This is a genomic window from Tautonia marina (assembly GCF_009177065.1).
GTDB lineage: Bacteria > Planctomycetota > Planctomycetia > Isosphaerales > Isosphaeraceae > Tautonia > Tautonia marina.
In genome coordinates, this window is the sequence record NZ_WEZF01000010.1 from 231110 (window position 1) to 258013 (window position 26904).

Below are 26904 nucleotides of genomic sequence, written 5' to 3' on the forward strand. Positions count from 1 at the left end.
ATCCATCGAGACCACAAACACCTCGTCGCCAACACGCATTGCGTGGTGATCCCCCTCGATCAACCGGCCTGACGCCCCGTCGAGCGTGGCCGCTTCGCAACGATCGGCCTGGCGAAGCGCGCCCGGAGCGGTTCCTCGACCGCTTCGTAATCCCGGTAGCGCAACCGCAGATCCTCATGCCGGAGATTGGCTTCGACCACAATCTCGGCCCAGGCCGCCAGGCTCGTGTCCACTACGGTCATCACGCCGTAGAGTCGACCGAAGGGGGGCACGGCCCCTCGCTCGCAATCGACAAAGACTTGGCTCACCTCATCCTCAGTCGCCAGGCGAACACGGTTGGCCTCCAGCACCAGGGCCAATCGCTCCAGATCGACCCGATGCGTGCTCGGTAACACCGCCAGCACGAACCGATCGTCCGCTCGGATCAAGACCCCCTTGGCCACCTGATCTCCCGGCACATGGACACTATGGGCTCGACGCGATGCCGTCGATTCAGGGCGGTGCAGCATCGCCTCAAATCGCACCCGATGCTGTTGCAGGTATCCCTGGATGCACATCATACGACCCTCCCAATCGGTGCGGTTACCCCTTGTCATTATAGTCGATCTAGGGAGTCTGGGTAACATTTTTGTGTCCTGTGACTCAAAATTGACCCAAGGTTGCGTCGTTGGGAACCGAATTCGGGGTCCATCCTCGCGTGGAATTGCTCCGGACCCGAACGGCTGCTAAAATTATTATACGGTTCGAGACGGGCTGATGACCGCCTCGGGGCCTGGCATTCGTTTGCAAAAACAAACGAGCCGGGAGCATCCCGGGGAGGAAAGTCCGGACTCCTGAGGGCACGATGGTGGGTAACGCCCACCGCTCGGTCTGGTGACGGATCGAGTAGGGACAGTGCAACAGAAAGCAAACCGCCTCCCCGGCCTCTTGGGTCGGGGCGGTAAGGGTGAAACGGTGAGGTAAGAGCTCACCAGCAGGCCGGGCGACCGGTCTGGCTCGGTAAACCCCATCGGGAGCAAGACCAAATAAGGGAGCAGTGGAGGGTTCGAGCAATCGGACTCTCTCGCGGGTTTGCCCGACCCGTTCGCGACTCCCGGGTAGGTCGCTTGAGGCGTCGGGTAACCGACGTCCCAGAGAAATGGTCATCCGGTCGCCTTCGCGGGCGTCCGACAGAATCCGGCTTACCGCCCGTCTGGAACCGATCCCTGCTCGCAAACTTTCCTGTCCTCACGCCAGGAACTTCTCCGCCGAATCCTCTGAGAAATCCCGTCACATTCCACCCGATTGCGGAGCCCTGATCCGTTCCGCTCTCTTTCCGCTTGTCGAGCCGACGACCGCGCACTATGATGGATGCATCAGGGACCGAGAATCCCGATTCCGCTGTAGAATCTCCCGAGTGCCGGTCCGATCAGCAAGGAGCTCGTCGCATGAGTGCACTCGCACCCAGCGCTGTTGATCGCATGGTTCGACCCGTTCCCACCACATCCTCTTCCTTGAGTGTGGAATTGCTGGTCACTGGCGCGATTGTCGACTCCTGGGTCGAACCGGCCGGCCATTGCGACTGGAACTCGAAACTCGTGCTCCAAATCGCCCCCCGAGGCCGAAGCCGAGAACTGGTCATCGCCGAGGCCGAGGCCGTTCTCGTGCCCGATCTGGGATGGCTGGCCGACCTGGCCGAAAACCTTTGTCACGGGAGCCCGGTTTCCATCCGGCTCCGCCGCGGGAGGGACGGCGCGTTGAAGGTCACGCATCTGGACCTCACCCGATAAGCAGGCTTTTCCCAATCACGCCCCTCGTCGGCGATGGCAGGCAGCACCTCTCGACGGCTGCAGCACCTTTGGCTCCGTCCGTTTGGCAAGGCACAGGCACCGAAGTGTCTTCAAACCGCGACGGCTCCTCCTGGGCCACCCGACCTTTTGGTTGAAATTGCTTGACTCCCCTGCTCTGTCCCCTAAAACAAACAGAAGATTTGGGCGCCCATCCGCCGAGACTCCTTGTCTCGTCGGTTCGTCGTCCGCCGCGATCTCCTTCCCCGTTCCGCCCCTCCCCGTGATGACCTCGCGACGTTCCGCCGAGCGATGGTATTTCGGTCGCCGACGCATTACGATACGCAAAGCAACCTCTCGCCGTCCCGGTTGATCGACCGTTCCGCCATCGTCTCTACGGGAGATCGGAGCCGATCCGTCCGTCGAGGCCGACGACGGCCTCGCGTCCGCTCCTCCCGGACGTCCGGCTCAATCAATCCCAGGTTCGGGAGGCTGCTCGGAATCGGGGATGTTTTCCTCAGTAGGGTGCTGGCATGATCCGCTCATCGATTGCGAAGAAGGCCGTGGTGGCGATCACCGGCCTCTTGCTGTTTGGCTTCGTCATTGGCCACATGGTGGGGAACCTCCAGATCTTCCTCGGCCGCGAGACGATCAACAACTACGCCGAGTTCCTCCACTCCATGCCCGAATTGCTCTGGGTCGCCCGCATCGGACTGCTCGTTGCCGTGGCATTGCACATCACCTTCACCATCTGGGTCTCGAAGGAGAATCGCGAATCCCGTCCCCAGCGGTACGTGATGGAACGCACAACCCGAGCCTCGTCGGCGTCTCGAACCATGCTGCTCTCCGGGCTCCTCGTGCTGGCCTTCATCGTCTACCACTTGCTCCACTTCACTGTCCAGGTGACCAATCCCGACTACCAGCAGTACTACGAACATCACGGCCAGCCCGTCACCCTCGTCAGCTTCGAGCCGACTCAAATCGGCCCCGGCCAGGAACAGGCCGACCTTGACGCCGCCGTCGAGGCCTCGACACCAGGAAACGACGTCGCCACCGAGGCGGCCCGAGCGATCCAGGAAATCCCAGCCGACTCGGTCGCCGAATCAGAGCGCCGCGAGTACCGCCGCGACGTCTACCGAATGGTCATCCTCGGATTTCGAGACCCCTTGATCGCCCTGACCTACATCGTCGCTCAGATTTTGCTCGGCCTGCACCTCAGCCACGGGGCCAGTGCCATGTTCCAAACCCTTGGCCTGACGATCCCCAAGTACCGCCGTGGGTTGTTCCTGGTCGGTCCGGTCGCCGCAACGATCATCGTCCTGGGCAACGTCTCCATCCCGGCTTTCATCCTGCTCGATTACTGGACCAAATTCGGCTACTTCACCATCTGAGCCCGAGGCCGTGGCCGAGCCCCCGCCCGATCCCGCCCAACATGACCTCGCCTCGCCGGGCCGCTCAGCTCCGCTCCGCTTCGCTCAACTCGACCGATCAGGAAAGGCACGCGTATGAAGGTCCTTGAAGAGACGCTCGACGCCCGGATCCCCGACGGTCCGATCGACCAGAAATGGACCCGGCACCAGGGCGAGCTGAAGTTGGTTGCGCCCAATAACAAGCGCAAGTACTCGGTCATCGTTGTCGGCACCGGCCTGGCTGGCGGTTCCGCCGCCGCCACTCTGGCCGAGCTCGGCTACAACGTCCGCTCGTTCTGCTACCAGGACAGTCCCCGACGTGCCCACTCGATCGCCGCTCAGGGTGGCATCAACGCTTGCAAGAATTATCAGAACGACGGAGACTCGGTCCAGCGCTTCTTTTACGATACCATCAAGGGGGGCGACTTCCGCAGCCGAGAGGCCAACGTCTACCGCCTGACCGAACTCTCGACCAACATCATCGACCAGTGCGTCGCCCAGGGGGTTCCCTTCGCCCGAGAGTACGGCGGCACGCTCGATAACCGCAGCTTCGGCGGCGCCCAGGTCTCCCGAACCTTCTACGCCCGGGGCCAGACCGGCCAACAGCTCCTGCTCGGTTGCTATCAGGCGATGATGCGTCAGGTCAACGCCGGCAAGATCAAAATGTACCCGCGCACCGAGATGCTCGAACTGGTCATCGCCAATGGGCGAGCCATCGGCATCATCACCCGCGACATGGTCACCGGCAAGATCGAGAAGCACTGCGCCGATGCCGTCGTCCTGGCCACCGGCGGCTACGGCAACGTCTTCTACCTCTCCACCAACGCCAAAGGGTGCAACGTCACCGCCGCCTTCCGGGCCTACCAACAGGGGGCCTACTTCGCCAACCCCTGCTACACCCAGATCCACCCGACCTGCATCCCGCCGCACGGCGAGCACCAATCGAAATTGACGTTGATGAGCGAATCGCTCCGCAACGACGGCCGCGTCTGGGTTCCCATCAAGCCCGGCGACAAGCGCCACCCCGACCAGATCCCCGAGAACGAACGCGACTACTACCTCGAACGCCTTTACCCCTCCTACGGCAACCTCGCGCCACGCGATATCTCCAGCCGAGCCGCCAAGAAGGTCTGCGACGAAGGCCGAGGCGTCGGCCCGTCCGGCGTTGGTGTCTACCTCGACTTCCGAGATGCCATCAACCGCCTCGGCCAGAAGACCATCGCCGCGAAGTACGGCAATCTGTTCGACATGTACCAGCGCATCACCGACGAGGACCCTTACAAGGTCCCCATGCGCATCTACCCGGCCAGCCACTACACGATGGGCGGGCTCTGGGTCGATTACAACTTGATGAGCAACATCCCCGGTCTGTTCGTCATCGGCGAGGCCAACTTCTCCGACCACGGTGCCAACCGTCTCGGTGCCAGTGCCCTGCTTCAGGGCTTGGTTGACGGTTACTTCGTCCTGCCCTACACCATCGGAGACTACTTCGCCCGCTTCAAGAAGCTCGACGCCGGCATCGATCACCCCGAGTTCGACCAGGCCGAAGCCCGCGCCAAGGATCGGGTCCGCACCTTGCTCTCCATCAACGGCAAACGCACGCCCGACTCCTTCCACCGCGAGCTCGGCAAGATCGTCTGGGACAAGTGCGGCATGGCCCGCAACGCCGACGGTCTTCGCGAGGCCATCGCCAAGATTCCCGAGATTCGCCAGGAATTCTGGGAGAACGTCAAGGTCACCGGCTCCGGAGAGGAGCTGAACATCGCCCTCGAACAGGCCGGCCGCGTGGCCGACTTCATCGAGCTCGGCGAACTCATGTGCCGCGACGCCCTCGCCCGAAACGAAAGCTGCGGCGGTCACTTCCGCGAGGAGTACCAGACCGAGGAGGGCGAGGCCTTGCGAGACGACGAGAACTTCTGCCACGTCTCGAACTGGAAGTCCAACGGCCCCGATGCCGAACCCGACCTGGTGATCGAACCGCTCGTTTTCGAACACGTTGAACTTGCGACCCGGAGCTACAAGTAATCCCATGAACCTGACACTGCACATCTGGCGGCAGAAGGGGCCCTCCGATCCGGGCCGCATGGTCACGTATCAGGCCAAGGACGTCAGCCCCGACCAGTCGTTCCTCGAAATGCTCGACGTCCTCAACGAGGACCTCATCCTTCGCGGCGAAGACCCGGTCGTCTTCGACCACGACTGCCGCGAAGGCATCTGCGGCTCGTGCGGCATGGTCATCAACGGGGTCGCCCACGGCCCCGAGCAAACCACCACCTGCCAGCTCCATATGCGGAGCTTCAAGGATGGCGACTCGATCTATATCGAGCCCTGGCGAGCCGATCCGTTCCCGGTCATCCGCGACCTGATGGTCGATCGCTCCGCCTTCGACCGCGTCATCTCGGCCGGCGGCTACGTGTCGATCAACACCGGATCGGCTCCTGAGGCCAACTCCATCCCCGTCCGCAAGGAAGACGCCGACCTCGCCTTCGACTCCGCCACCTGCATCGGCTGCGGGGCCTGCGTCGCCGCCTGCAAGAACGCCTCGGCCATGCTCTTTACCTCGGCCAAGGTCGCCCAGCTTTCCCGATTGCCCCAGGGGCAGGTCGAGCGCAAGCGACGCGTCCTCAACATGGTCGAGCAGATGGACAAGGAAGGCTTCGGCAACTGCTCCAACTACCAGGAGTGCGAGGCCGTCTGCCCGAAGGGGATCAGTACCCAGAACATCACCGTGATGAACCGCGAGTATCTCCGCGCGAGTCTCTCTGGCGCCTGAGCCCTCGCCTCCCGACTTGGGGCCTACCCCCCTTGCGGTTCTTTCGATTCGATCATTCGGGGTCGGTGCTCCTGCAAAGGAATGCCGACCCCGATTGCGTGCGCGGTGAGACGATGGGTCATCTGTCCGCCCCGGCCCCAACCGCTCGGGTCAGACGGCCGGCCTCGGCCGCTCGAACGCAACAAGCTGCTGCCTCAAGATTCGCAAGAGCGAGACAAACACCGCCGCAACGATCGGCCCGACGAAGATCCCCACCACTCCCAGGAGTTGCACTCCGCCCAAAATCGAGATCAAGGCCATCAAGGGGTGCATCTCGGTGGTTCCCTTCAATACCATCATGCGCACCAGATAATCGAGGTTCCCAATGACCACTGCTCCCAGAAGGCTCAGGATAATCGCCGCGGCATACTTCCCCTCATAGAACAGGTAACCGGCCAGCGGAATCCAGATCACCGGCGGACCGACGAAGGGGATCATCGCCGCAATCGCCGTCAGCAGCATGAGCAAAAAGATCCAGGGACCGATCCCGATCCCGAAAATCAGATCGAGGATTGCGATGATCAGCCCCAGGCCGATGGATTGCACCATCGCCGCCAGCAAGATCGCCAGCACCACCCCTCGGCAGACTTCGGCAAAGCGCCACCGAATCTGACGGTCTTGCTCCGGATCCAGAGGGGTGAGTTCCTCCCAGGCTTTCAGAATCGACTCCCCATCCTTCAGGAAGAAAAACCCCGAGATCAAGAACAGCAGCGACCCAATCACAAACGCCGTCGCGCTGCCCAGCGCTTTCATGGCTCGCTGAAACAAGAGCGCCTCGCCATCGCGTAAAAGACGCACCACCTGTTCTTCCAGGGTTTCGGTCTCAATCGGCAGCCGATCCCCGACAAGTTCCAGAAGCCGCTCACGAGCCACCGGATCGAGCGCTGCCTGCTCCAACTGGTCGATGGCTCGCTGCGCCTGGTCCTTGATCAAAAAGAACCCCGCCGTGGTCGGAATCACCACCACCAGCACCACCACCACCGTGATGATGAGCGAGGCCAGCCAATCGGGCAATCGCCCCCGTCGCATCAAGTCGCGCTGAAGCGGCATTGCCAGCAGGGCGAACACCGCCCCCAAAAAGAGCGGCAAAAACAGCGGCCGGATCACCTGATAGAACAGGACCGCGACGGTCAAGCTCACCCCGATCAGCATGACGAGCGAGACGACCTGGCGCGACCGGCTGGGACGTTCGGCAAACTTCGGTGAGCTCGAATCGCTTGGCTGTGACATGGTCAACCTGACTCTCCGAAATCGGGAGCATGCCCCTCGGCAACCAGCCCCACACGAAATCAACGTCAACACAACGCCTGGTGAGCAGCCAAACTTAGCCCTGCAACGGCCCGCGAGGCTGATCCCTCGTCAGGCAGTGTAACGTCCCCAGCCCCCAGACCAGCTCGACGGCATGAATCCCCACCACCGTCCGATCCGGAAACAGGTCTGCAAGAATCCCAAGCGCCAGCCGGTCCTTCGGGTCATTGAACGTCGGAACAAGGACCACGGAATTGGCAATGTAAAAATTCGCATAACTCGCCGGAACCTGCTGGCCGTCGAACACCACCGGCTCCGGCATCGGCAGCTCGACAATCCGCAAGGGGCGGTTGTCCTGATCGGTCGCGTCTCTCAACCGTTCCAGGTTTTCCTGAAGTCTGGCGTGGTTTGGGTCGTTCGGGTTGTCTTCAACGCAGGTCACCACGGTCGACTTATCAACAAATCGGGTAATGTCGTCCACATGCCCGTGTGTGTCGTCTCCCTCGATCCCCTGCCCCAGCCAAATGACCTTCGTCACGCCAAGGTACTGCCCCAGGAACCGCTCATAATCCACGCGATCGAGCCCCGGATTGCGTTCCTGTTGCTTCGACAGCAAGCATTCCTCGGTCGTGATCAAGGTTCCCCGGCCATTGACGTCGATCGCCCCACCTTCCAGAACGATCCGCCTCGGTTTTCCGTCGATCGCGGCCCTCGGCTGCCATCGCGTCAAGCCAAGCTCCTCGGCCACGACCCGAGGCACCCGGTTGTCTCGCTTGTACTGGTTGTACTTTGCCCAGGCATTGAATTTCCAGTCGATCAACGAGACGGGCGGAAGCTTGCCGTTCTCGCCGTGCGATCGGTCCCGAACCACGAACATCGGCCCCGAGTCGCGCAGCCATCCCCGATCGGTCTTCTTCCTCACCCACTCGATCCGATTCAAATCCACTCCCGACTTCGCCAGCGCATCGTTGGCCTTCCGCTCGACCTTCTTCGAGCCGACAATAATCCGAACCGGTTCCGATCGGCTCAGATGCCGAACGATCTCGGCATAGACCCACCCGATCGGCTCAAATTTCCCCGGCCAGTCCTCCCGATTCTGCGGCCAGGCAATCCAGGTCGCCTCGTGCGTCTCCCACTCCGCCGGCAATCGGTAGCCGAGCGCCGCCGGAGTCTCGGTCGTGGTCGATTCGTCGCTCAATGACATGATTCAGCCCATTCTGAGAAGGTCGTGCGAAGGGTCTTGCCTGCCCGACCTTCGCGATCGGACCATCCTAACCGATGCCCCGGTTGCGGTCATGGGCGCGATGGCTCCCCTCTCGGTTTGCCACCGATCCTCCCCGAGTTCGCCTTGCCAGGATCTGCCATCGGACTAGACTGAGACCGACGCGGATCGTATCGCCTGTCTCGATTTCTCGACGAGGAGCACGGAGGCTTCCCGATGGACGACCTGCTTACCCCCGCCCAGCGCTCCTGGTTCGACGCCGCCGTTACCTTCGCCCGATCTGAACTGTGCGACGACGTGGCCGACCGCGACCGCCTCGGCACCTTCCACCGCGACGGCTACCGAAAATGCGGCACGCTCGGCCTGCTCGGCCTTCCCGTGCCGAAGGAATACGGCGGCGGGTCGGATGACCTCGTCTCCGCCGTCGCCGCTGTCGAGGGGCTCGGCTACGGCTGCCACGATACAGGCCTCGTCTTCGCCCTCGGCGCGTCGCTCTGGACGGTCACCATGCCGATCCTCGCCTTTGGCACCGAGGAGCAGAAACGCCGATGGCTCCCCGGCCTCTGCGACGGCTCCCTGTTTGGTGCCAACGCCGCCAGCGAGCCCGAGGCCGGTTCCGACATCTTCAGCATGTCCACAAAGGCCGAGAAGAAGGCCGACCGCTGGGTCCTCAACGGCCGCAAGGTCTGGATCACCGGCGGCGCGATCGCCGACGTCCTCGTCGTCTTCGCCACAGTCGATCCCGGCAAGGGGGCACTTGGCCTCACCTCCTTCATCGTGCCGAAAGACACCCCCGGCCTCCGCGTCGTCCGCGAGATCCCGAAGCTCGGCATGCGCACCGCCCCCATGGCCGAGCTCGCCTTCGAAGACTGCGAGCTGCCGCTCGACGCCATCCTCGAACGCGAAGGCCGCGGCGCCCGCGTCTTCAACGCCGCGCTCGAATGGGAACGCGGCGCGATCCTCGCCGGCACCCTCGGCACCATGCGCCGCCAGCTCGAACGGTGTGTCGATCACGCCCGCAAGCGTAAGCAGTTCGGCCAGTCGATCGGCAAGTTCCAGGCCGTCTCCCATCGACTCGTCGACATGAAGCTCCGCTACGAAACCTCTCGTCCCCTCGTCTACGGCTTCGCCCGCAAGAAAGCCCGCGGCGAGGACGCCACGCTCGAAGCCGCCATGGCCAAGCTCCACGTCTCCGAGTGCTTCGTCGCCAACTCCCTCGATGCCGTCCGCCACTTCGGCGCCCAGGGCTATGTGACCGAGAACGGCATCGAACGCGACCTCCGCGACAGTGTCGGCGGCGTCATCTTCTCTGGCACCAACGACATCCAGCGCAATATCATCGCCGCCCGGATGAAGATCTGATTCGGCAGGGTCCGGAGGCTCGACGGCCACGGGCTCGTCGATCGTCTCCCCGGGATCGCGTGTTTCAAGACGCAGAGGTGACGTTTCCGATGCGATTCACGACCGCGCATCTCGGGGCCCTCGTCGGAATCACGGCCATCATCCTCGCCGCAGTCTTCGGATCGTCGCCAGGGATATTCTGGCTGCTGACCGCGGCCTTCTTCGTCTCGCTCGCCACGCCACTTGGACGAAGGACGCGACGCTGGACGCCGATCGTCCTCGCGCTCGCGTTCGTCGCGATCAACATCCCGCCACCGGTCCTCGGGCACGATTATCTCCTGGGGATAATCGTGCTCGGCCTGTGCGCCCTCGCTGGCCTGAGCATGCCCCGTGTCACCGAAGGGCGTTACGATCGTCGATTCCTCGTGCTCTGGGCGGCGGCGATGTTTTGCATCGCATCAGTCCCCGTGACTCGCTGGCCATTGCGCCTCGCCTTCGCCCTCTCCCGGCCGAACCTGGAAGGGCTTGCCCGCCGCATGGAAGCGGGGGCGCGACCGGCCGGCCCGATGCGGGTCGGAGCGTTCTCGATCGAGGAGGCCGAGATGAGGGACGGCCGGCCTTGCTTCTGGACGAGTACAAACCCCTCGGGATATTCGGGGCTCGTGAGGAATCCAAGGGCCGGCGTCAACCCGGCAGCCGGCCGCCAATCGAATCTCGCGTTTAATCTCTGGTCTTCTGTTGAGATGGATGCCGATTGGGCCTATGTCCAAGAGGATTGACCCGCCCCGATTCGCTCCCCATCATCTCACGACAGGAACCGCTCCACGATCGGCGCATAAGCATCGATCCGTCGATCCCTCAAGAATGGCCAGTGCCGCCGGGTCGTCTCCATCAGCTTCGGGTCGCACTCCACGACCAGAACCTCCTCCGTGTCGTTCCCGGCCTTTGCCAGGATGCGGCCAAACGGGTCGGCCAGGAAGGTGCCGCCCCAGAACTCGATGCCGCCGGCCGGGTCCCCCTCGTGGCCGATCCGGTTCACGCCGGCGACGAACACGCCGTTGGCGATCGCATGGGCTCGCTGCATGGTCATCCAGGCGTCGGCCTGGGCCTCGCCGTACTCAGCCTTCTCGCTCGGATGCCAGCCGATCGCCGTGGGATAGAACAAAATATCCGCACCCCTGAGCGCCGTCAGGCGAGCCGCCTCGGGATACCATTGGTCCCAGCACACCAACGTGCCGACGTTCGCCCGGCTCGTCCGAAATGACTGGAAGCCGAGGTCGCCGGGCGTGAAATAAAACTTCTCATAATAAAGAGGATCATCGGGGATGTGCATCTTCCGATACCTCCCCCGAATCGACCCATCGGCATCAATCACCACCGCCGTGTTGTGATACAACCCCGCCGCCCTCCGCTCGAAGAGGGAGGCGACGATCACCATGCCTGTCTCCTTCGCCACCTCGGCAATCGCCTCGGTCGAGGGGCCGGGAATCGGCTCGGCCAGGTCGAAATTGGCGTGGTCCTCGGTCTGGCAAAAGTACTGCGACCGGAACAGCTCGGGCAGGCAAGTCACCTGAGCCCCCTTGCGCGCCGCCTCTCGTAGAAAATCGCAGGCGCGGCGGAGGTTCTCGTCCGGATCGGTCGAGCAACGCATCTGCACAAGTCCGACCGTGAACGGCTGGGGAGATCGGCTCATCGGTGATGGCTTTCATCGCAAGGGATCACGAAATCAAAACGCCCATCTTACCATGATCAACCCTCCCTCGCGCAGGGCAGCACGCAACAGCCGCATTGCAAACACGCATCGGGCGGAACAGCACGAGCGTTGAGGCACCTCCTGGCCTCAGCCCCCGAACGATTCGGCCAGCGACACCAGATCGGGAAACACACCCGGCCCATCACCTTGCCTGCCCGACCGATCCACCAGCACCGCCCGCAGGCCCGCCCGGCCGGCACCGGCAACGTCGTTTTCGGGGTCGTCACCGACGGAAAGGACCCGGTGAGGAGGCATCGCCAGGCCTTCGCAAACCGCCTGGTAGAAGGACGGATGCGGCTTCCGGTAGCCGACCTCCGACGAAATCAAGACGGCGTCGGCCAGTTCCGCCACCTCGGGAATCCCCCGAAGCACCCCCCGCAAGCGACCATCGAAGTTCGAGCCGACGCGGAGCGAAAGCCCAACCGCGTTCAAGCAGCGCAGCGCCGGGGCCACATCCGCAAAGCATCGCCAGGCCTCGGCACGGCCAAAGTGCTCCCAGAGTTCCAGAAAGGCCCGCTCCGGGTCGGGTAGATCGGGCAAGACTCCGCCGACGATCCGCCGCCATCGGCGGTACTCGATCGCTTCATCGGTCACCATCGGCCCGCGCAGGTCATCCAGTTCGTCGCGGCGAAAATGCTCTTTGAACCGGACCCGCACCACCTCGGGATCGGCCTCGATCCCCTGCCGATGAGCCGCCGCGGCATACACCTCCGCCACCGAGGGGCTCGGTTCGATCAAGGTGCCGACCGCGTCGAGCACCACCCCGTCGATCCCGTCGAACCTCCTCCCGTCACCGGCCATACCTGCTCCTTCGCGTCTTGGCGAGTGCGCGCTGTGCGATTGCCCGCAATCGCAGCCTCAATTTCCTATTGTGAACGCAATCGAAGAATCGGAAAGGGGGCCGCGAGCCCGACATCGAGCCCAAAGGGGCAGTCCCCCCCCACCCGGGACCTCCTCGTCCCTGGGTTCAGCGACGGGTCGGACGCACCAGACCCGCGGTCACGTCAATGTCCAGGTCGGCCACCTGCCCTGCCGCGAGCTTCGGGAATGCCACCCCCAGCATCGCCGCATTATCGGTGCAGAACGCCATCGGCGGAATGAACAGCTCGATTCCTTCCTCGCTCGTCATCGCGGCGACCCGGTCACGGAACCGCCCGTTCGCGGCAACCCCGCCACCAATTCCCAGCTTCCTCAGGCCCGTGATCTGCAACGCCTGGCGACACTTCGCCACCAGCACTTCCACCACCGCCTCCTGGAAACTGGCCGCCAGATCGGCCACGACCTCCGGTGCCGGCGTCCCCGGATCGGCCCCGGTTCGCCCTCTCGAATCCTGCCCGCGAAGCGCATACAGCACGGCCGTCTTCAACCCCGAGAAGCTAAAGTCGAGCCGATCTTCGCGCAAAAATGTCCTCGGAAATGCATATGCCTTCGGGTTTCCGGCTCGTGCGGCCCGCTCGACCCCCGGCCCTCCCGGATAGCCGAGACCCAGCAGGCTGGCGACCTTGTCAAACGCTTCTCCCGCCGCGTCGTCGATCGTGCCGCCCAGCAGTGCCGCCTCAATCGGCCCATCACATCGAAACAGACTCGTATGCCCTCCCGACACGACCAGACCAACACTCGGATAAACCTCTCGCTCCGGCTCCGCCAACTGGCAGGCGTAAAGGTGGGCCTCCAGATGATCAACCGCCACCAAGGGCACATCCAGCGTCATCGCCAGCACTTTCGCCGCCGTCAGGCCGACAACCAGCGACCCGACAAGCCCCGGTCGCGTTGCCACCGCCACCGCTCCAATCTGATCGAGCCTCACCCCCGCCCGCCGCATCGCCTCATCGACAATCGGCAAAAGCTGCCTCACATGTTCTCGTGACGCAATCTCGGGGACCACCCCGCCGAACCGATCATGCAACTCGACCTGAGACGCCACCACGCTCGACCGCACCCTCGGCACCCCTTGTTCCGGGGGCCTCGGGCCTTCGAGCACGGCGGCGCCGGTTTCATCGCAAGTGGTTTCGATGGCCAGGATTAAAAGAGAATCGGTCACGGTCGCAATCGGCTCGCAGGTTCCTACATGAATCAATCCACAATTCCCGACTGAACATCCGGCTCGAGCAACAACCCGTCAGAGCACCGGATCAGGAATCGGGCTCCTCGACGAAGGGAGTCAAGCTGGCGGTCCGCTTCCTCGCCTCGCCAGCTTGTCACGAGAAAATCCGCCTGGAGCTCGTAATCTACGACCTCCTGCGAGCCATCCGGCTGCTGGATCACCGGCACGGCTCCCTCCGTCATCGCCCGGGCCTGGGCCTCGTCGAGCGGGATGACCAGTCGACGGAACGCGAATGCCCCGGGAGGAACGATCCGTCGGGCTCCCGACCACTCCGGATCGTGATCCACGCGGTCCTGGAACCGTCGAGCGACCACCAGCTGGTCCTGCAGGAATCGCCAGATGTCGAAATCTTCACCCACGGCTCGTCTTGCTCCCCGATCGGTTCAGGAAGGCTGGCCGGGAGAACCACCCTGGGAAGCCTCGGGGCACGTGAGCCCGTGCCCCGCTCACGTTTCGGCTCAAAGTGTCGGTGTCTCGGATTCCTCCTCCGGTGCCGTGTCATCCGGCTCCTCGGGCTCGTCGTCCGCCTCCTCCTCGCTCAAATCGGCGCGGAGGACTTCAAGAGCCTTGTCGAGCTGACGGTCGGGCGGAATCTCACCTTCGGCCTGGTCTTCCTCAACCGCGCGTCGGGCGATCCGAGAGGTGACATCCTTGCGCCTTCGGGCCAGTTCCCAGCGAACGTATTCCTCCGGCGGAAGCTCGACCGCCAGGCCTTCGCTGGGCGAGACGCCCCACTCGTCCTCGTCGGTCATGTCGGGGAACTTGTGGATATTTCCACCCGACGGACGGTAGTAGCTCTCAACCGTCAGCTTCAGGAAGCTGGCCCCTCCTTCGAGAGGGATGATGTTCTGCACCGACCCCTTGCCGAACGACCGTTCGCCCACCACCTTCGCCCGGCCGGCATCTTGCAGGCAGGCCGAGACGATCTCGGCGGCCGAGGCCGAGTGGCTGTTCACCAGCACGACCATTGGGAACCCGTCGTAGGTGCCGCTGCTGTTGGCCATGAACCGTCGCTCTCGGGTGTTCCGCCCTTTCGTACTGACGATCAACCCACCATCGACGAACAGGTCCGACACTTCCACGGCCGACGACAGCAGGCCGCCGGGGTTGGTCCGCAGGTCGAGGATCAAGCCGCGCATCCCCTCGCTCTTGAGCTGCTCCAGGGCACGTCGGATGTCGGCCGCGGTCGTCTGGTAGAAGCTGCTCACGCGGATGTAGCCGATCTTCGCTTCGGGATCGATGAAATATTCCCACGAGTCGTCGGCTCGGCGGTCGACCCCCAGCACGCTTTCCGAGGCGATCACCTCGCGGGTCACCTCCAGCGTTTCCGATTTCTCGCTCCCTGGATGCAGCACCGTGAGCTTGACCGAGGTGCCCGGACGCCCCTGGAGCATCTCCACGGCCTTGTCCTGGGTAATCCCTTCGGTCGATTCGCCATCGACATCCAGAATCAGGTCGCCGGCCAGAATGCCCGCCTCATAGGCCGGCGTACCGATGAGCGGGGCGAGAACCTTTAACCGCTTGCTCTTGGCGTCCACCTCGACCTGAATGCCAATCCCGCTGAAACTGCCTTCAAACGTCCGCTGAAACTTCTTCCACTCCGTCTCGCTGTAGTAGGTCGAGTGCGGGTCGAGGTTCTGGAGCATCCCCTGAAGCGCCGATTCCAGGAGCTCGCGGCGCGAGACGTCCCGAACGTAGTTCGATTCGACCTGTTCGACGGCATCAATAAAGACGCCGTAAAGCTCCATCAGCTCGTCTTTCGAATCCTTCGAATCACCCCGGCTCGTCTGCCAGCAGGCGATCGAGGCAAGGCCGACGGCCGCGATGGCCAGCAGGTTGCGTTGCGGCATGGGCCGGTATCCTCCTCAGCGAGGGGCCGATCAGGTCGTTTGCGGTCGCCGAGATTCCCCCCATCGTCCGCTCAAGGCATCAGGGTGGTACGAATCTCGACGGTCGAACGCTATAATCCTAGTCTTCAACGGGCAGGACGGGCAAGCGCTCGAGCGAAGGACCTGGAAGGATGCCGGAACGAACCAGGAGAATCATGCCCGAGCTTCCTCCCCTGGCCGAGGCCGACGTCACCCGACTCCGACGCGCCATCAACGGCTCGACCGAGGGCCTCTGGGAGTGGGACGTGCCCACCGGAATGGTCTGGTTCTCTCCCCGAACCACCTTGCTCCTCGAAGGATCGGTCAACACCCCCATCCCTCCCAACTGGGACGCCCTCCGCCGTCGGATGCACCCCGACGATGCCCCCGCCTTCGATGCGGCGCTGGCCGAGGCCACCTCCCGAGGCGAGCTTGATGCAACATTCCGCCTGCAAACCGCGTCCGGCTCCCGATGGTTCCGGGCCCGAGGTGCCTCGCCATCCGACGATCACCCGATCCAAACCGTCGCCGGCTCCATCCAGGATACCGACGACCTCCGCCGAGCCCTCGACCACAACGCCTATCTTGCCGCCATCGTCGATGCCGATGACGACGCCGTGATCGGTGTCAATCGCGATGCGGTCGTCATCGCCTGGAACGGCGGGGCCGAGCGTCTCTTCGGTCAATCCACCGATTCCATCCTTGGTCAGCCGCTTGCCGCGCTCGCCCCCTGGGTTCGGCTCGACCTCTTACCCGATCTCCTCCCCCGAGCCCTCCGCGGTGAAATCATCTCGGGCCAGGTCATCGCCCACCGTCGAGAGAACGGCGACCGTCAGGAGCTTTCGCTCCGGATGGGACCGATTCGAGACGCCCGCGAGGAAATCGTCGGGGCCTCCATCATCGCGCAGGACGTCACCAGCCGCCGCGCCATGGAGCGTCGGCTCGTCTCCGCCGGACGCGACCTCCGACGCCGGAGCGACGAGCTGGAACAGTTCGTTTACACCGTCTCGCACGACCTGAAAAGCCCCCTGGTCACCTGTACCGGCTACGTCGGTCTGTTGGAAGAAGACCTCGAAGCCGGCGACACCGAGTCGGCCCTCGACGCGGCCCGACGGGTTCGCAACGCCGTCACCCGGATGAACCAGTTGATCGACGACCTGCTCGAATTGAGCCGCATCGGACGCTCCGACGCTCCTCCCAAATCGCTCGACCTCACCCGCCTGGTCGCCGAGGTGGTCGAATTCATGCGCCCTCGATTCGAGGAACGAGGGGCCCGGCTCGACGTGGCTCCCGACCTTCCTGATCGTGTCTTCGCCGTTGACCGCGACCTCTCCCGAGCCCTCGAAAACCTCCTCGAAAACGCCCTCAAATATGCCTGCGACCAGCCCGAGCCGGTCGTCACCCTGGGAGGCCGTCACGAGGAGGGTCAGGTCCTCTTATTTGTCCGAGACACCGGCCCTGGCATCGCTCCCGAGTATCATCAAAAAATCTTCGGCCTGTTCCAGCGTCTCGACACCGCCAAGCCCGGCACCGGCGTCGGCCTGGCCTCGGTGGCCAAGGTCGCCTCGGTGCTTCGAGGCCGGGCCTGGGTCGACTCCGAGCCGGGCATCGGAGCCACCTTCTGGATCGCCTTGCCCGATCAATCCGACCCCGACAGCTTGGAATTCGCATCCTCTTGAACCGAACCCAGGCGTTTTGGGCCATCGTGCGGGTCCCATCGTTGCGAATTCTCTTCCCGTTATGTGTTGTCGGGATCACGTTCTCCCTGGAAGGATCTCCCCACCGATGAGCCGCATGGTGAAGTTCCTGCTCGTGGAAGACGACGAGGACCACGCCGAACTCGTCAAGCGAAACCTTCGGCGAGCCCGGGTGGCCAACTCCGTCACCCACGTGCCCGATGGGGTCGAGGCCCTTGCCTTCCTCCGCCGCGAGGGGAACTACCCCGACGCCGAGCGTCCCGATGTTGTCTTGCTTGACCTGAAGCTCCCGAAGCTCGACGGCCTCGAAGTCCTCACCGCCATCCGGGCCGACGACGAGCTGCGCGACCTGCCCGTCGTCATCCTCACCACCTCCGATGCCGAGGCCGACCGCGAGCGCGCTTATGAACATCACGTCAATAGCTACCTGGTCAAGCCGGTCGACTTCGAGAAGTTCCGCCAGATGGTCAACGATCTGAGCCTTTACTGGGGTGTCTGGAACGTCCTCCCGCCCCGGACCGACGAGTGAGCCTCCTCATGGACTCGCACCCCTTACGCGTACTCCTTGTCGAGGACGACCCGGATCACGCCGAGTTGATCCGACGCCACCTCGTCCGATCCCGGCCCAAGGGCCGCCCCGTGGTCCTCGAACACGTGCCATGCCTCGCCGACGCCCGCCATCGCCTGGCCAGGGCCGACGAGTTGCATGCGCTGCTGCTCGATCTCGTTTTGCCCGACAGCCGCCTCGGCCACACGCTCGAAGCCGTTCTGGAGGCTCGCCCCGAGTTGCCGGTCGTCGTCCTGACCTCGCTCGACGATCTCGACTTCGCCGCCGACGCCCTTCAGCGAGGCGCGCAAGACTTCCTCGTCAAGTCCGAGATCACCGGCGAGATCCTCCTGCGATCGATCCGCTACGCCATCGAACGCAAGGCCGCCCAGCGCCAGCTTCAGGACTACGCCGCCCAGCTCGAACGCCGCAACGAGGAGCTGCGACGCTTCGCCCACCTCATGGCTCACGAGGTCCGCAATCCGCTGAACGTCGTCTCCCTGAACCTCATGCTCGCCCGCCGCGCCTCAGCCGATCCGAAGCGCCTTGCCGACGCCCTCTGCCAGGCCGAAGGCTCGATTAAGAGCCTCGGCGAGCTGGTCGCCGAGCTGCTTCGTTTCGCCGATGCCGAGAACGACGAACGCCGAGGAGACGAGATCGTTCCCATGGAGCGCGTCCTTTCCGACGCCCTGAACGTCCTCCGGGAAACCCTCCGAGAAGGCCGAGCCTCCGTTTCGAACGCCCCGTTGCCTGCGGTCCGTGGCCAGCGGATGCAGCTCGACCACCTGATGCAGAACCTCATCGGCAATGCCGTCAAGTACCGCGGCGATGCCCCCCCCTCCATCCGAGTCGAGGCCGAGCCCTCCACCTCCTCCCCGGGGTTCACCCGCTTTCGCGTCATCGACAACGGCCTCGGCATCAAACCCGAAGACCGCGAACGTGTCTTCGACATGTTCTGCCGCCTCCATCAGCCGACTCGCATCTCTGGAACCGGCATCGGCCTGGCCTTCTGCAAACGCGTCGTCGAGGCCCACGGCGGCCGAATCTGGGTCGAGCCCTCTCCCTTCGGCACCGGCAGCGCCTTCTGTTTCACCCTCCCCACGGCCAACGTCGCCGAGGAGGTCGCCCCACCACCAGCAGGTCGTTAACGCCTCCCCCCGTCGGCCTCCTCCAGATACAGGGCCGGAACCCGATCGGTCAGCCAGACACCGTTGTTCGATCGAAAAAAGACGAATCCGTCGTCAACCATCCTCCCGGCCGCCACCCGAAGAACCACCGGCGCTCCGTGCCGGCGGCCGACCGTGACCGCCGTCCCTTCATCTCCCGAAAGGTGAACGTGCTGCCTCCCCGACGGTCGAAGCCCCTCGCGCAAGATCGCGTCGAGGAATCGCGTCGCCGTTCCGTGGTAGAGCACCTCGGGCGGAGGCACCGGCACCAGCCCCAGATCGACTGCAATCGAATGCCCCTGGCTTGCCCGAATCCGCAGGCCGTCGTCACTCAAGCGGAACCGTTGCTTGTCATTCGATGCGACAACCTCGAAAATCAACCCCCGGTCCAACCTCGTCCCGTGTCTCCCGGCGCACGCGATCAGCTCATCCACCACCGCCCAGCCTCCCTCGTCGAGCGTCAGACCGATCGATTCCGGTTTGTGCCGCAAGACGAGGCTTAGAAACTTACTGACCCGGATCAATTGCGATGGCATGGCTGAGCGCCCTCCCTTCCCCCAGGGACACGGAGGGACGCTCCGAGGTTCTCGAAGGCGGTCATCCGTCCCCCAGGGCCGATTCCAGCCGATCGGCAAAGACCGGCTCCCGGCAGGCAAAGTTCTCGCAAACATAAATCGTTGCCTTCCCGTCCCTCGCCGGGCGATCGGCCAGCAAGGGCACGATCCGCGCGGCTTCGGCCTGGTCTTCCCCCTGGGGAGCTGAGGGAGCGACGACCGCATGGGGCAAAAACCGCGACCGAATCCGCCGCAAGACCTCAACCTGTTCCCCTCGATTCGCTCCCGCGACCACGGCGATTTCTTTCGATCGGCCGAGCAGAAAATCGAGCGCGATCAAACTCTGCCCCGCCGCCGTTGGGGCCTTCTCCAGCACCAGGCGAACCGATTGAATCGTCCGACGCGCCAGGTCCTCCAGATCCGATCGACCCGTCAACGCCGCCAACCGTGCCAGCGCCGTCGCGGCCATCGCGTTACCCGACGGTGTCGCGTTGTCGTAAGCGTCCTTCGTGCGGGTAATCAGGGCTTCGTGATCAACCCCGGTATAGAAGAACCCGCCATCCTCGGCATCAAAAAACTGAGCGATCATCACGTCCGTCAGTTCCAAGGCCGAGTCAATCCAACGGACTCGTCCCGTTGCCTCGAACAACCGCGTCAGGCCGTCGATCAGGTTCGCATAGTCATCCAGATACGCGTTGAACTTCGCCTGACCATCCTTGAAGCTGTGCAGCAGTCGCCCATCGTCACCTCGCATCCGATCAAGGATGAACCCCGCCGCCTTCTCCGCCGCGTCGAGGTAGCGATCATCACCCAGCGCATGACCTCCATCGGCCATCGCGGCGATCATCAGGCCGTTCCACGAGGTCAAGACCTTCGTATCCTTGCCTGGCGGAATTCGCTGCTCCCGCACGGCCAACAGTTTCGCCCGGTCCTCATCCAGTTCGGCGCGGAGCTCGTCCAGGGGTCGGCCGAGTGCCTCCGCAACCTGATCCAGCGGCCTGGGCATGTTCAAGATCGTATGCCCTTCCCAGTTCCCCCGCTCGGTCACGTCGTAGACCCTTGCGAACATCTCGGTCCGATCGGTTCCGAGGACCGATCGGATCTCATCAAGCGTCCAGACGTAATACTTCCCTTCCTCTCCTTCGCTGTCGGCGTCCTCGGTGGAGTAGAAGCCCCCCTCGGGGTCGGTCATCCGGCCGAGGGTGTAGTCGAAGATCTCCCGGGCCACCCGGGCGAACTCCGGGTCGCCGGTCAATTGAGACGCCTCGATGCACGTCGATGCAAGCAACGCATTATCATACAGCATCTTCTCGAAGTGCGGCACCAGCCACTCATTGTCCGTCGAATACCGCGCAAACCCGCCGCCGAGGTGGTCGTAGATTCCCCCTCTCGCCATCTTCCCGAGCGTGTGCCGAACCATGTACAACGAGTGATCGTCCCCCTTGCGTCGATGCAACCGCAACAGCAAGCGCAGATCCATCGGATGAGGGAACTTCGGTGCCGATCCGAACCCGCCGTCCTTCGGCTCGAACGCCCGCTCCAGTTGCTTCAACGCATGATCGAGCAAGCCCGAGTCGAGCTCCCCCTCCGACGGCGGCACCCGGCCCGCCGCTCCCAGGTGCTCGGTCAGCTCCCTGGCCGAGTTCATCAAGGCATCTCGGCGATCGGTCCAGGCATCATGAATACTGGTCAACACGCGAGCAAATCCCGGCATCCCCCGGGCGTCTCTCGGAGGGAAATAAGTTCCCCCCCAGAAGGGCTTACCATCGGGGGTGAGAAAGACCGACATCGGCCAGCCGCCGTGCCCGCTCAGGGCCTGAATCGCCGCCATGTAGATCTGGTCCACGTCGGGCCGCTCTTCCCGATCGACCTTCACGTTGATGAAGTACTCGTTCATGATCCGGGCGATCGCGTCATCCTCGAAGCTCTCCCGCTCCATCACGTGGCACCAGTGGCAGGCCGAGTAACCGACCGACAGGAAGATCGGCTTGTCCTCGGTTCTGGCCCTTGCAAAGGCTTCCTCGCCCCACGGATACCAGTCGACCGGGTTGTGCTGATGCTGAAGCAGGTAGGGGCTCGTCTCCCCGGCAAGGCGGTTGGCGGGTCGGTCGGCAGCGTGGTTCATGGCAATCGCCTCGTCGTCAGAGCAAGACCTCACCACCTCGAACGATCGCGGCCGATCGAAACTCCTGGCGGGCCTTCCAGAAAGAGTCACCTTGATTCGTCCCGGCCTCCGAGTCATCCTGAAGCGGCCTCGGGACGATCTTGATTATAGTCGGATGGCGCGGCCGGACTCGCCCCCCCTTCAGGATTCCCCTCGGCCCTCCGATTCCCGGGCAACGCGGTACGTCGTCTGCAACGCTTTGCCTCGTTGACGGACGCCCTGGTTCTGCCTCGCGTCTTCCCCATGCTCCGGGAGCCGGGGCAGTTCGATGATCCGATTCCCGTCTCGCTCCGTTCTCTTAATCCCAGGTCGAGCAGGTCGCCATGTCCTTTCGCGGTGTCTTCATTGCCGTCTTTCTCGGCACGGCCATGATCGTGGCCGCCTTTGTCGTCAACAGCCGGCGTCCGGCCGTCGAGGTCGCCCGGACCACCCCGGCGATGGTCAAGGCCACCGGCCGATGCGCCCAGTGCCACGAACACGAAACCGGCGCGGTCGTCCATGAATTCGAAATGAGCGCCCACGCCTCCGCCGGCCTCAATTGCATGGATTGCCACACTCCCAAGGAAGGCCAGGAGGTCTTGCCGCACCAGGGGTTCGAAATCGCCAAGCAGGTCACCTCTCTCAATTGCTCGGGCTGCCACAAGGACCAGTACGACCAATACCTCCGCAGCCGACACGCCGCCCCGTCCTGGGCCGCCGTCACCGGGGCGAAGGATTTCACCGCCGAGCAAATCGCCTTCGCCGAGCAGCATCACCCCGGCTGGGTCGATCGCGAGCCCAACGCCCTGGCCATCCTCCAGGGGCCGGCTTCGATCACCAAAGGGTGCCAGAAGTGTCACGACATCGGCAAGCCGAACGCCGACGGCTCGATCGGATCGTGTACCTCATGCCATGCCCGGCACGTTGCCTCCGTCGAGCTGGCCCGATCTCCACAGACCTGCGGCCAGTGTCACATGGGGCCCGATCACTCACAGCTTGAAATCTACAACGAATCGAAGCATGGCGTCCTCTTCCACGCCCAGCGCCACGACATGAACCTGGGGGCCGACCCCAAGACCCTCACCTCGAAGGACATGCCCGTCCCCACCTGCTCCACCTGCCACATGAGCGGCATCGGCGAACGCCTTGAACCCACCCACGACGTCGGCGAACGCCTCTCCTACTTCCTCTTTGCCGAGGTCTCCGACCGCCGCGACGACTTCCGCAAGAAGCAGATCGAGATGAAGGCCTCTTGCCTCGAATGCCACACCAATAACACCATCAGCACCTTTTACCGAGAGGCCGAAAGCGTCCTCAAATCCACCAACTCGCTCGTCAAGCAAGCCCGAGAGGTCATGGAAGGGCTCTACGCCGAAAACCTGCTCACCCCTGCCCCGTTCGACGAGCCGATCGAGTTTCTCTACTTCGACCTCTGGCACTACTACGGCCGCACCGCCAAGCACGGCGCCTTCATGGGAGGGGCCGACTTCGTCCAGTGGCACGGCTTCTACGAACTCGTCGCCAAGCTCGCCGAAATCAATCACCATGCCGCAGAGTTGCGCGGGGAGGGCAAGGAGGATGCCGACTCATCCGACACCGCCACCGACGCCGAGTGACCCTCCGGCTCCCTGGTGGAGTCGTCCCTTGCCCTGGCTCGAACTGTTCGCCACCGGGAACTTCGCCTTCCTGGCGGTCGATATCTTCATGGCTCACTCCATGAACCGCTTTGCCGAAGCCAGCGAGTGGATCCCATTTCTCTTTTCCCTTGCGGCTCCTCCGGTCCTTGTTCTCTGCTGGCTGATCCAGGGACGGCTCCGTCCCTATCTCCCGGGAGATCCCCTGGCCGACGGCCCACCGCGATGGCGACGATGGCTCGCCCGGTGGCTTGGGCTTCTCATTGGAGCGCTTGCGATCGTTGTTGGCGTGGCCGGCATGATCCTGCATCTGCAAAGCCACTTCTTCGAATCGCAAACACTTCACAACCTCGTCTACACCGCGCCCTTTGCCGCCCCGCTGGCGTATGCCGGGTTTGGCCTGCTCATCATCCTCAACCGAACCGAGCACGCCCCGAGCCTCGAATGGGCCCGATGGGTGATCTTGCTGGCGATGGGGGGATTCCTCGGCAACTTCGTCCTCTGCCTGGCCGACCACGCCCAGAACGGCTTTTTCTACGCCTCCGAGTGGATCGGCGTCATCTCGGCCGCCTACGCCGTGGGTGCCCTGATTGCCGTCGCCACCTTCCCAACTAGCCGATGGACCTGGCGATTCGCCGTCGTCGTCATGATCGCACAGGTGGGGGTCGGCCTCGTCGGCTTCGTCTTCCACCTGATCCCGAACCTCCGCAGCCCGATGCCCACGGTCTGGGAATCGTTCGTCTACGGCGCCCCCATCTTCGCCCCCTTGCTCTTTGTCGATCTTGCGATGCTCGCCGCCTTCGGCCTCTGGGCCGTCGCCCTGGTCAGTCCCGAGGTCCTCGGCCGTTCCACGGCCTCCCCCGAACCGATCCCTTCCTCACCCTCGGCCCTTTCGTGACCTTCGATCGGCCCGGCTCCCTCCTGCCTTCCCCAGGAGAGAGCCGGAGCCGATTCGGTTTCTCACACAGTCGCACGTCCGCTTGCGCGTCAATCAGTTTAAGTAATCCAGAAAGATGCGCGTAAATTCATACGGATCCTGCTCAATGCTGCTACTCGTCGGCTCGACGTAGGAAATCACCCCGTTCGGGTTCTCCCGGTCGCGGTGCAACGACCAGAACGAGAGCCGCCCCACACCCACCTCTCGGGCAAAGGCCACCACCTCGCGGGCCTCCTGCTGGTCAAACACCTCCGTCACCACGTCGTTCCGACCAATCATCGGCGTCAGGCCGACCTTCCCCCACAGTTCCTCGTCCGACAGGCTCGGGCCGTAAAGATTCCGCAACTGCCCGTGCAACGACTGCGCGGCCATGATCGCGTAATCACCCGTCTTCCCGTCCGGATTGGGCGCGGCCGAGCCGCCGTAGTTCATCGCCATCACATTCACGCCGGCCAGATCCACCCCGCGATTCAGGGCCGACTGCACCACATACACCCCGTCCGGAGTCAGGCCCGAGGGCAAGACCGGCAAGGTCAGCCAGATGTCGAGCCTCCTCCCCTCGGCCGCCAGTTCCTGCTGCAAGCTCGCCAGTGCCTCCGATCGCCGATCGACCGATGTCCGGTGTGCAAGGGCCGCCCCTTCAATATCCAGGTCGATGCTCGTCAGGTCATACGCATCCACCACCGACCGATACGCATCCTTGAGCGCATTGACCTCCGTGATCGCCTCGGCCAGTTCCCGACCGTTCGCCCCGCCGAACGAGACGGTCACATCCCCGCCCAGCCTCCGGACCTGAGCCAGTTGCGCTCGAATCCCCAGATCGAAGTCACTCCCGTTGATCGCATACGCCTCGTACCCTCCCCAGCTTGGCCGATTCTGCGCATCCGCCACGATGAAGGCGAGCGAGAAGTGCGTCACCCCCTGAGTTTGCACCGTCTCGGCCAGGTTATACGTCGGAAAGAGCGTCATATCCACATACGGATCGAACCTCCGCGACGGCTGCTCAATCGGCACCGAATCCAGGACCGTCACCGACACGGTCCCCGTCGCCTCCCCTCCCCGGCCATCGCTCACAACATACGCAAAGTGATCCGTCCCCACAAAACCATCCTTCGACGCATACGTGATCGTCCCGTCCTGATTGACGACCACCGACCCGTTCGCCGGCGGCTCGACCGACGCCACCACCAGCCGGTCACCGTCCGGGTCCGTGTCGTTCGCCAGCACGTTCACCCGGATCGGATTCCCGGTCCGCACCACCACCGTGTCGTCGATCGCCACCGGAACCCGGTTCGCTCCCGGCTCGATGCCACCGTCCGAGTCGATCGAGAACCCATACGGCGCCACCGATCCGCCTCCCGGCGACGCCGTGAAGCCGATCCTGGCCTCTCCTCCCGCCGCGATCGTCCCGTTCCACCCGGCATGCGTGACCGTGAACCGATTTCCGTCCTGCGAAACGATTCGCCCATCCCACAAGGAATTGATCGTTCCATCAAACGCAAACGCAAACGACCAGTCCTCAACCGGCGTTTCCCCTTGGTTCGACAGGGTCAATTCCCCCTGGAATCCCGATCCCCAGTCCTGCGTCACCCGGTACGTCACCATCAGATCGCCGCTGACCGGCGGTGGTGGCAACACATCGTTATCTCCCACCGTCGCCAACCCCTCCGCCCTGGCCAGCGACGCTCCCACCGGACCGGCCAGCGACAACCGGAACGCCTCCTCCCCCTCCACCAGATCATCATCGAGAATCGCCACCACCACCTCCTTGACCACCTCTCCCGGCGCAAAGGTCAAGGTTCCCGACGTGCTCACATAATCCGACCCTGCCGTTGCGGTGCCGTCCCCCGTGCCGTAATCGACCCGGATCACCTCCGCCCCCGCTCGGTCAAGCGAGACCACAAACCGAACCGCACCATCCCCCTCGATCACCCGAACATCCCCGACCGAGATCGCGGGCATTTGCGGCGTCGAGTCCCCCTCCATCGGCGTCCCGTTCAGCGAGAATCCGGACGCCGGTATCCCCTCTCCCGGCCGCGCCACAAACCCGAAGGATACCGATCTCCCGCTCGGAATCGTGTCGTTCCAAGTCGGGTTCATCACCGAGTACCGTCCCCCCTCCTGCCTCACGAACGTCCCGTTCCAGAGCGAGTCGATCATCCCTGGATAATCGAATTCGAGGACCCACCCCCGAATCGCCTGCCCCGTCGTGTTCTCGATTGTGATCTCCGCCTGCAACCCCGATCCCCAGTCCTGCACCACCTCGTACGACGCCCGAAACCCACTGAGCAACGTCCGAGGCTCCATCACCTCCACCTGCCCCGCCAGCCCCCTGGCCCGCAGCCCCTCGCTTCGGCTCCACTCCAGACGTCCTTCGTTCGATGCGTGTCGTCCCATTGATGTCATCCTCTTGGCTTCTTTGTTCAGACCGAACCAGGCTCCGCAACCCGAGCCTCGCGGCCCCGATCCCTTCGTCCCGTTCCCGTCTCCAGCTCCTCTCCCCAACCGTACGTCCAAAGTGCGTGCATGGATCGACCCCACCTCCTCCCTGTCGAGATCTTTCAACATCCACCCTCATCGCCTCGATGATCCAGAGGCGGATGTCGAGTCCTCGAAGCCCCGCCGGGTGCTCCGGGTTCCGCGCCCGCGGACCCCGGGCGAGGGCTCGGCCAGACCATGCTGCTCCGTGCCGGGGTCCGCTGC

The 26904-nt window shown here is 63.7% G+C and carries 22 protein-coding genes and 1 other RNA gene; 12 read left to right on the forward strand and 11 right to left on the reverse strand.

Features of this window, described 5'->3' with window-relative positions; genetic code table 11:
• Positions 1-59: 59 nt before the first annotated feature.
• Positions 60-560: an aminoacyl-tRNA deacylase gene (locus GA615_RS14175; RefSeq protein WP_235905425.1), complete on the reverse strand. Its 501-nt coding sequence runs from the start codon at positions 558-560 to the stop codon at positions 60-62.
• 184 nt (positions 561-744) lie between these two features.
• Here GA615_RS14175 and rnpB point away from each other — a divergent pair.
• The 5 genes from rnpB (at position 745) to GA615_RS14200 (ending at position 5948) form a co-directional block, all read left to right on the forward strand.
• Positions 745-1200, forward strand: an RNA gene (gene rnpB / locus GA615_RS14180) — RNase P RNA component class A.
• 227 nt (positions 1201-1427) lie between these two features.
• Positions 1428-1769, forward strand: a complete 342-nt coding sequence (locus GA615_RS27860; RefSeq protein ID WP_201750191.1) for a hypothetical protein — start codon at positions 1428-1430, stop codon at positions 1767-1769.
• A 530-nt stretch (positions 1770-2299) separates the two neighbouring features.
• Positions 2300-3157, forward strand: a complete 858-nt coding sequence (locus tag GA615_RS14190; protein ID WP_152051953.1) for a succinate dehydrogenase cytochrome b subunit — start codon at positions 2300-2302, stop codon at positions 3155-3157.
• Positions 3158-3271: 114 nt separating this feature from the next.
• On the forward strand, positions 3272-5200 hold the full coding sequence (locus GA615_RS14195; protein ID WP_152051954.1) for a fumarate reductase/succinate dehydrogenase flavoprotein subunit: 1929 nt from the start codon (positions 3272-3274) through the stop codon (positions 5198-5200).
• 4 nt (positions 5201-5204) lie between these two features.
• Positions 5205-5948 (forward strand): succinate dehydrogenase/fumarate reductase iron-sulfur subunit, encoded by a 744-nt coding sequence (locus tag GA615_RS14200; RefSeq protein ID WP_152051955.1) that lies wholly within the window; start codon positions 5205-5207, stop codon positions 5946-5948.
• Between the two features lie 150 nt (positions 5949-6098).
• Here the strand turns inward: GA615_RS14200 and GA615_RS14205 are convergent, their stop codons facing one another.
• Together GA615_RS14205 and GA615_RS14210 are read right to left on the reverse strand one after the other, a co-directional pair.
• Positions 6099-7217: an AI-2E family transporter gene (locus GA615_RS14205; RefSeq protein WP_152051956.1), complete on the reverse strand. Its 1119-nt coding sequence runs from the start codon at positions 7215-7217 to the stop codon at positions 6099-6101.
• A gap of 94 nt (positions 7218-7311) precedes the next feature.
• The gene (locus GA615_RS14210) at positions 7312-8439 is read right to left on the reverse strand and encodes an agmatine deiminase family protein (RefSeq protein ID WP_152051957.1); all 1128 of its coding nucleotides are present in this window, start codon (positions 8437-8439) and stop codon (positions 7312-7314) included.
• A 234-nt stretch (positions 8440-8673) separates the two neighbouring features.
• Between GA615_RS14210 and GA615_RS14215 the strand changes: the two genes are divergently transcribed.
• Positions 8674-9819: an acyl-CoA dehydrogenase family protein gene (locus tag GA615_RS14215; protein WP_152051958.1), complete on the forward strand. Its 1146-nt coding sequence runs from the start codon at positions 8674-8676 to the stop codon at positions 9817-9819.
• Positions 9820-9908: 89 nt separating this feature from the next.
• On the forward strand, positions 9909-10577 hold the full coding sequence (locus tag GA615_RS14220) for a hypothetical protein (protein ID WP_152051959.1): 669 nt from the start codon (positions 9909-9911) through the stop codon (positions 10575-10577).
• Between the two features lie 26 nt (positions 10578-10603).
• On the opposite strand, the gene GA615_RS14225 is transcribed toward GA615_RS14220, so the two are convergent.
• The 5 genes from GA615_RS14225 to GA615_RS14245 all read right to left on the reverse strand — a co-directional run bounded on the left by GA615_RS14225 (position 10604) and on the right by GA615_RS14245 (position 15505).
• A complete protein-coding gene (locus GA615_RS14225; protein WP_152051960.1) occupies positions 10604-11491 on the reverse strand; it encodes a carbon-nitrogen hydrolase in 888 nt (295 codons plus the stop codon).
• Between the two features lie 147 nt (positions 11492-11638).
• Positions 11639-12352: an HAD family hydrolase gene (locus GA615_RS14230; protein WP_152051961.1), complete on the reverse strand. Its 714-nt coding sequence runs from the start codon at positions 12350-12352 to the stop codon at positions 11639-11641.
• A gap of 166 nt (positions 12353-12518) precedes the next feature.
• A complete protein-coding gene (gene tsaD / locus GA615_RS14235; RefSeq protein ID WP_152051962.1) occupies positions 12519-13592 on the reverse strand; it encodes a tRNA (adenosine(37)-N6)-threonylcarbamoyltransferase complex transferase subunit TsaD in 1074 nt (357 codons plus the stop codon).
• 32 nt (positions 13593-13624) lie between these two features.
• Positions 13625-14014, reverse strand: a complete 390-nt coding sequence (locus GA615_RS14240) for a hypothetical protein (RefSeq protein ID WP_152051963.1) — start codon at positions 14012-14014, stop codon at positions 13625-13627.
• A 99-nt stretch (positions 14015-14113) separates the two neighbouring features.
• Complete coding sequence (locus tag GA615_RS14245; protein ID WP_152051964.1) at positions 14114-15505, reverse strand: S41 family peptidase; 1392 nt, start codon at positions 15503-15505, stop codon at positions 14114-14116.
• 170 nt (positions 15506-15675) lie between these two features.
• On the opposite strand from GA615_RS14245, the gene GA615_RS14250 reads away from it, so the two are divergent.
• The 3 genes from GA615_RS14250 (at position 15676) to GA615_RS14260 (ending at position 18915) form a co-directional block, all read left to right on the forward strand.
• A complete protein-coding gene (locus GA615_RS14250; RefSeq protein ID WP_152051965.1) occupies positions 15676-17202 on the forward strand; it encodes a sensor histidine kinase in 1527 nt (508 codons plus the stop codon).
• Between the two features lie 106 nt (positions 17203-17308).
• Positions 17309-17749, forward strand: coding sequence for a response regulator (locus GA615_RS14255; protein WP_152051966.1), 441 nt, complete (start codon positions 17309-17311; stop codon positions 17747-17749).
• 8 nt (positions 17750-17757) lie between these two features.
• Complete coding sequence (locus GA615_RS14260; protein ID WP_152051967.1) at positions 17758-18915, forward strand: sensor histidine kinase; 1158 nt, start codon at positions 17758-17760, stop codon at positions 18913-18915.
• Here GA615_RS14260 and GA615_RS14265 read toward each other — a convergent pair.
• Both GA615_RS14265 and GA615_RS14270 read right to left on the reverse strand, forming a co-directional pair.
• Positions 18912-19469 (reverse strand): RNA 2'-phosphotransferase, encoded by a 558-nt coding sequence (locus tag GA615_RS14265; protein WP_152051968.1) that lies wholly within the window; start codon positions 19467-19469, stop codon positions 18912-18914. The genes GA615_RS14260 and GA615_RS14265 overlap by 4 nt on opposite strands.
• Before the next feature lie 61 nt (positions 19470-19530).
• Entirely contained in the window at positions 19531-21612 is a 2082-nt protein-coding gene (locus GA615_RS14270; RefSeq protein ID WP_152051969.1) for a thioredoxin domain-containing protein, read from the reverse strand.
• Between the two features lie 362 nt (positions 21613-21974).
• Here GA615_RS14270 and GA615_RS14275 point away from each other — a divergent pair, with 362 nt between their 5' ends.
• Together GA615_RS14275 and GA615_RS14280 are read left to right on the forward strand one after the other, a co-directional pair.
• Positions 21975-23246 carry a multiheme c-type cytochrome gene (locus GA615_RS14275; protein WP_152051970.1) on the forward strand — a complete coding sequence of 424 codons (1272 nt, stop codon included), beginning with the start codon at positions 21975-21977 and terminating at the stop codon, positions 23244-23246.
• The gene (locus GA615_RS14280; RefSeq protein ID WP_152051971.1) at positions 23209-24162 is read left to right on the forward strand and encodes a hypothetical protein; all 954 of its coding nucleotides are present in this window, start codon (positions 23209-23211) and stop codon (positions 24160-24162) included. The genes GA615_RS14275 and GA615_RS14280 overlap by 38 nt, the downstream gene beginning before the upstream one ends.
• Positions 24163-24255: 93 nt before the next feature.
• On the opposite strand, the gene GA615_RS14285 is transcribed toward GA615_RS14280, so the two are convergent.
• Complete coding sequence (locus tag GA615_RS14285; protein ID WP_161602336.1) at positions 24256-26598, reverse strand: cellulose binding domain-containing protein; 2343 nt, start codon at positions 26596-26598, stop codon at positions 24256-24258.
• Between the last annotated feature and the right edge of the window lie 306 nt (positions 26599-26904).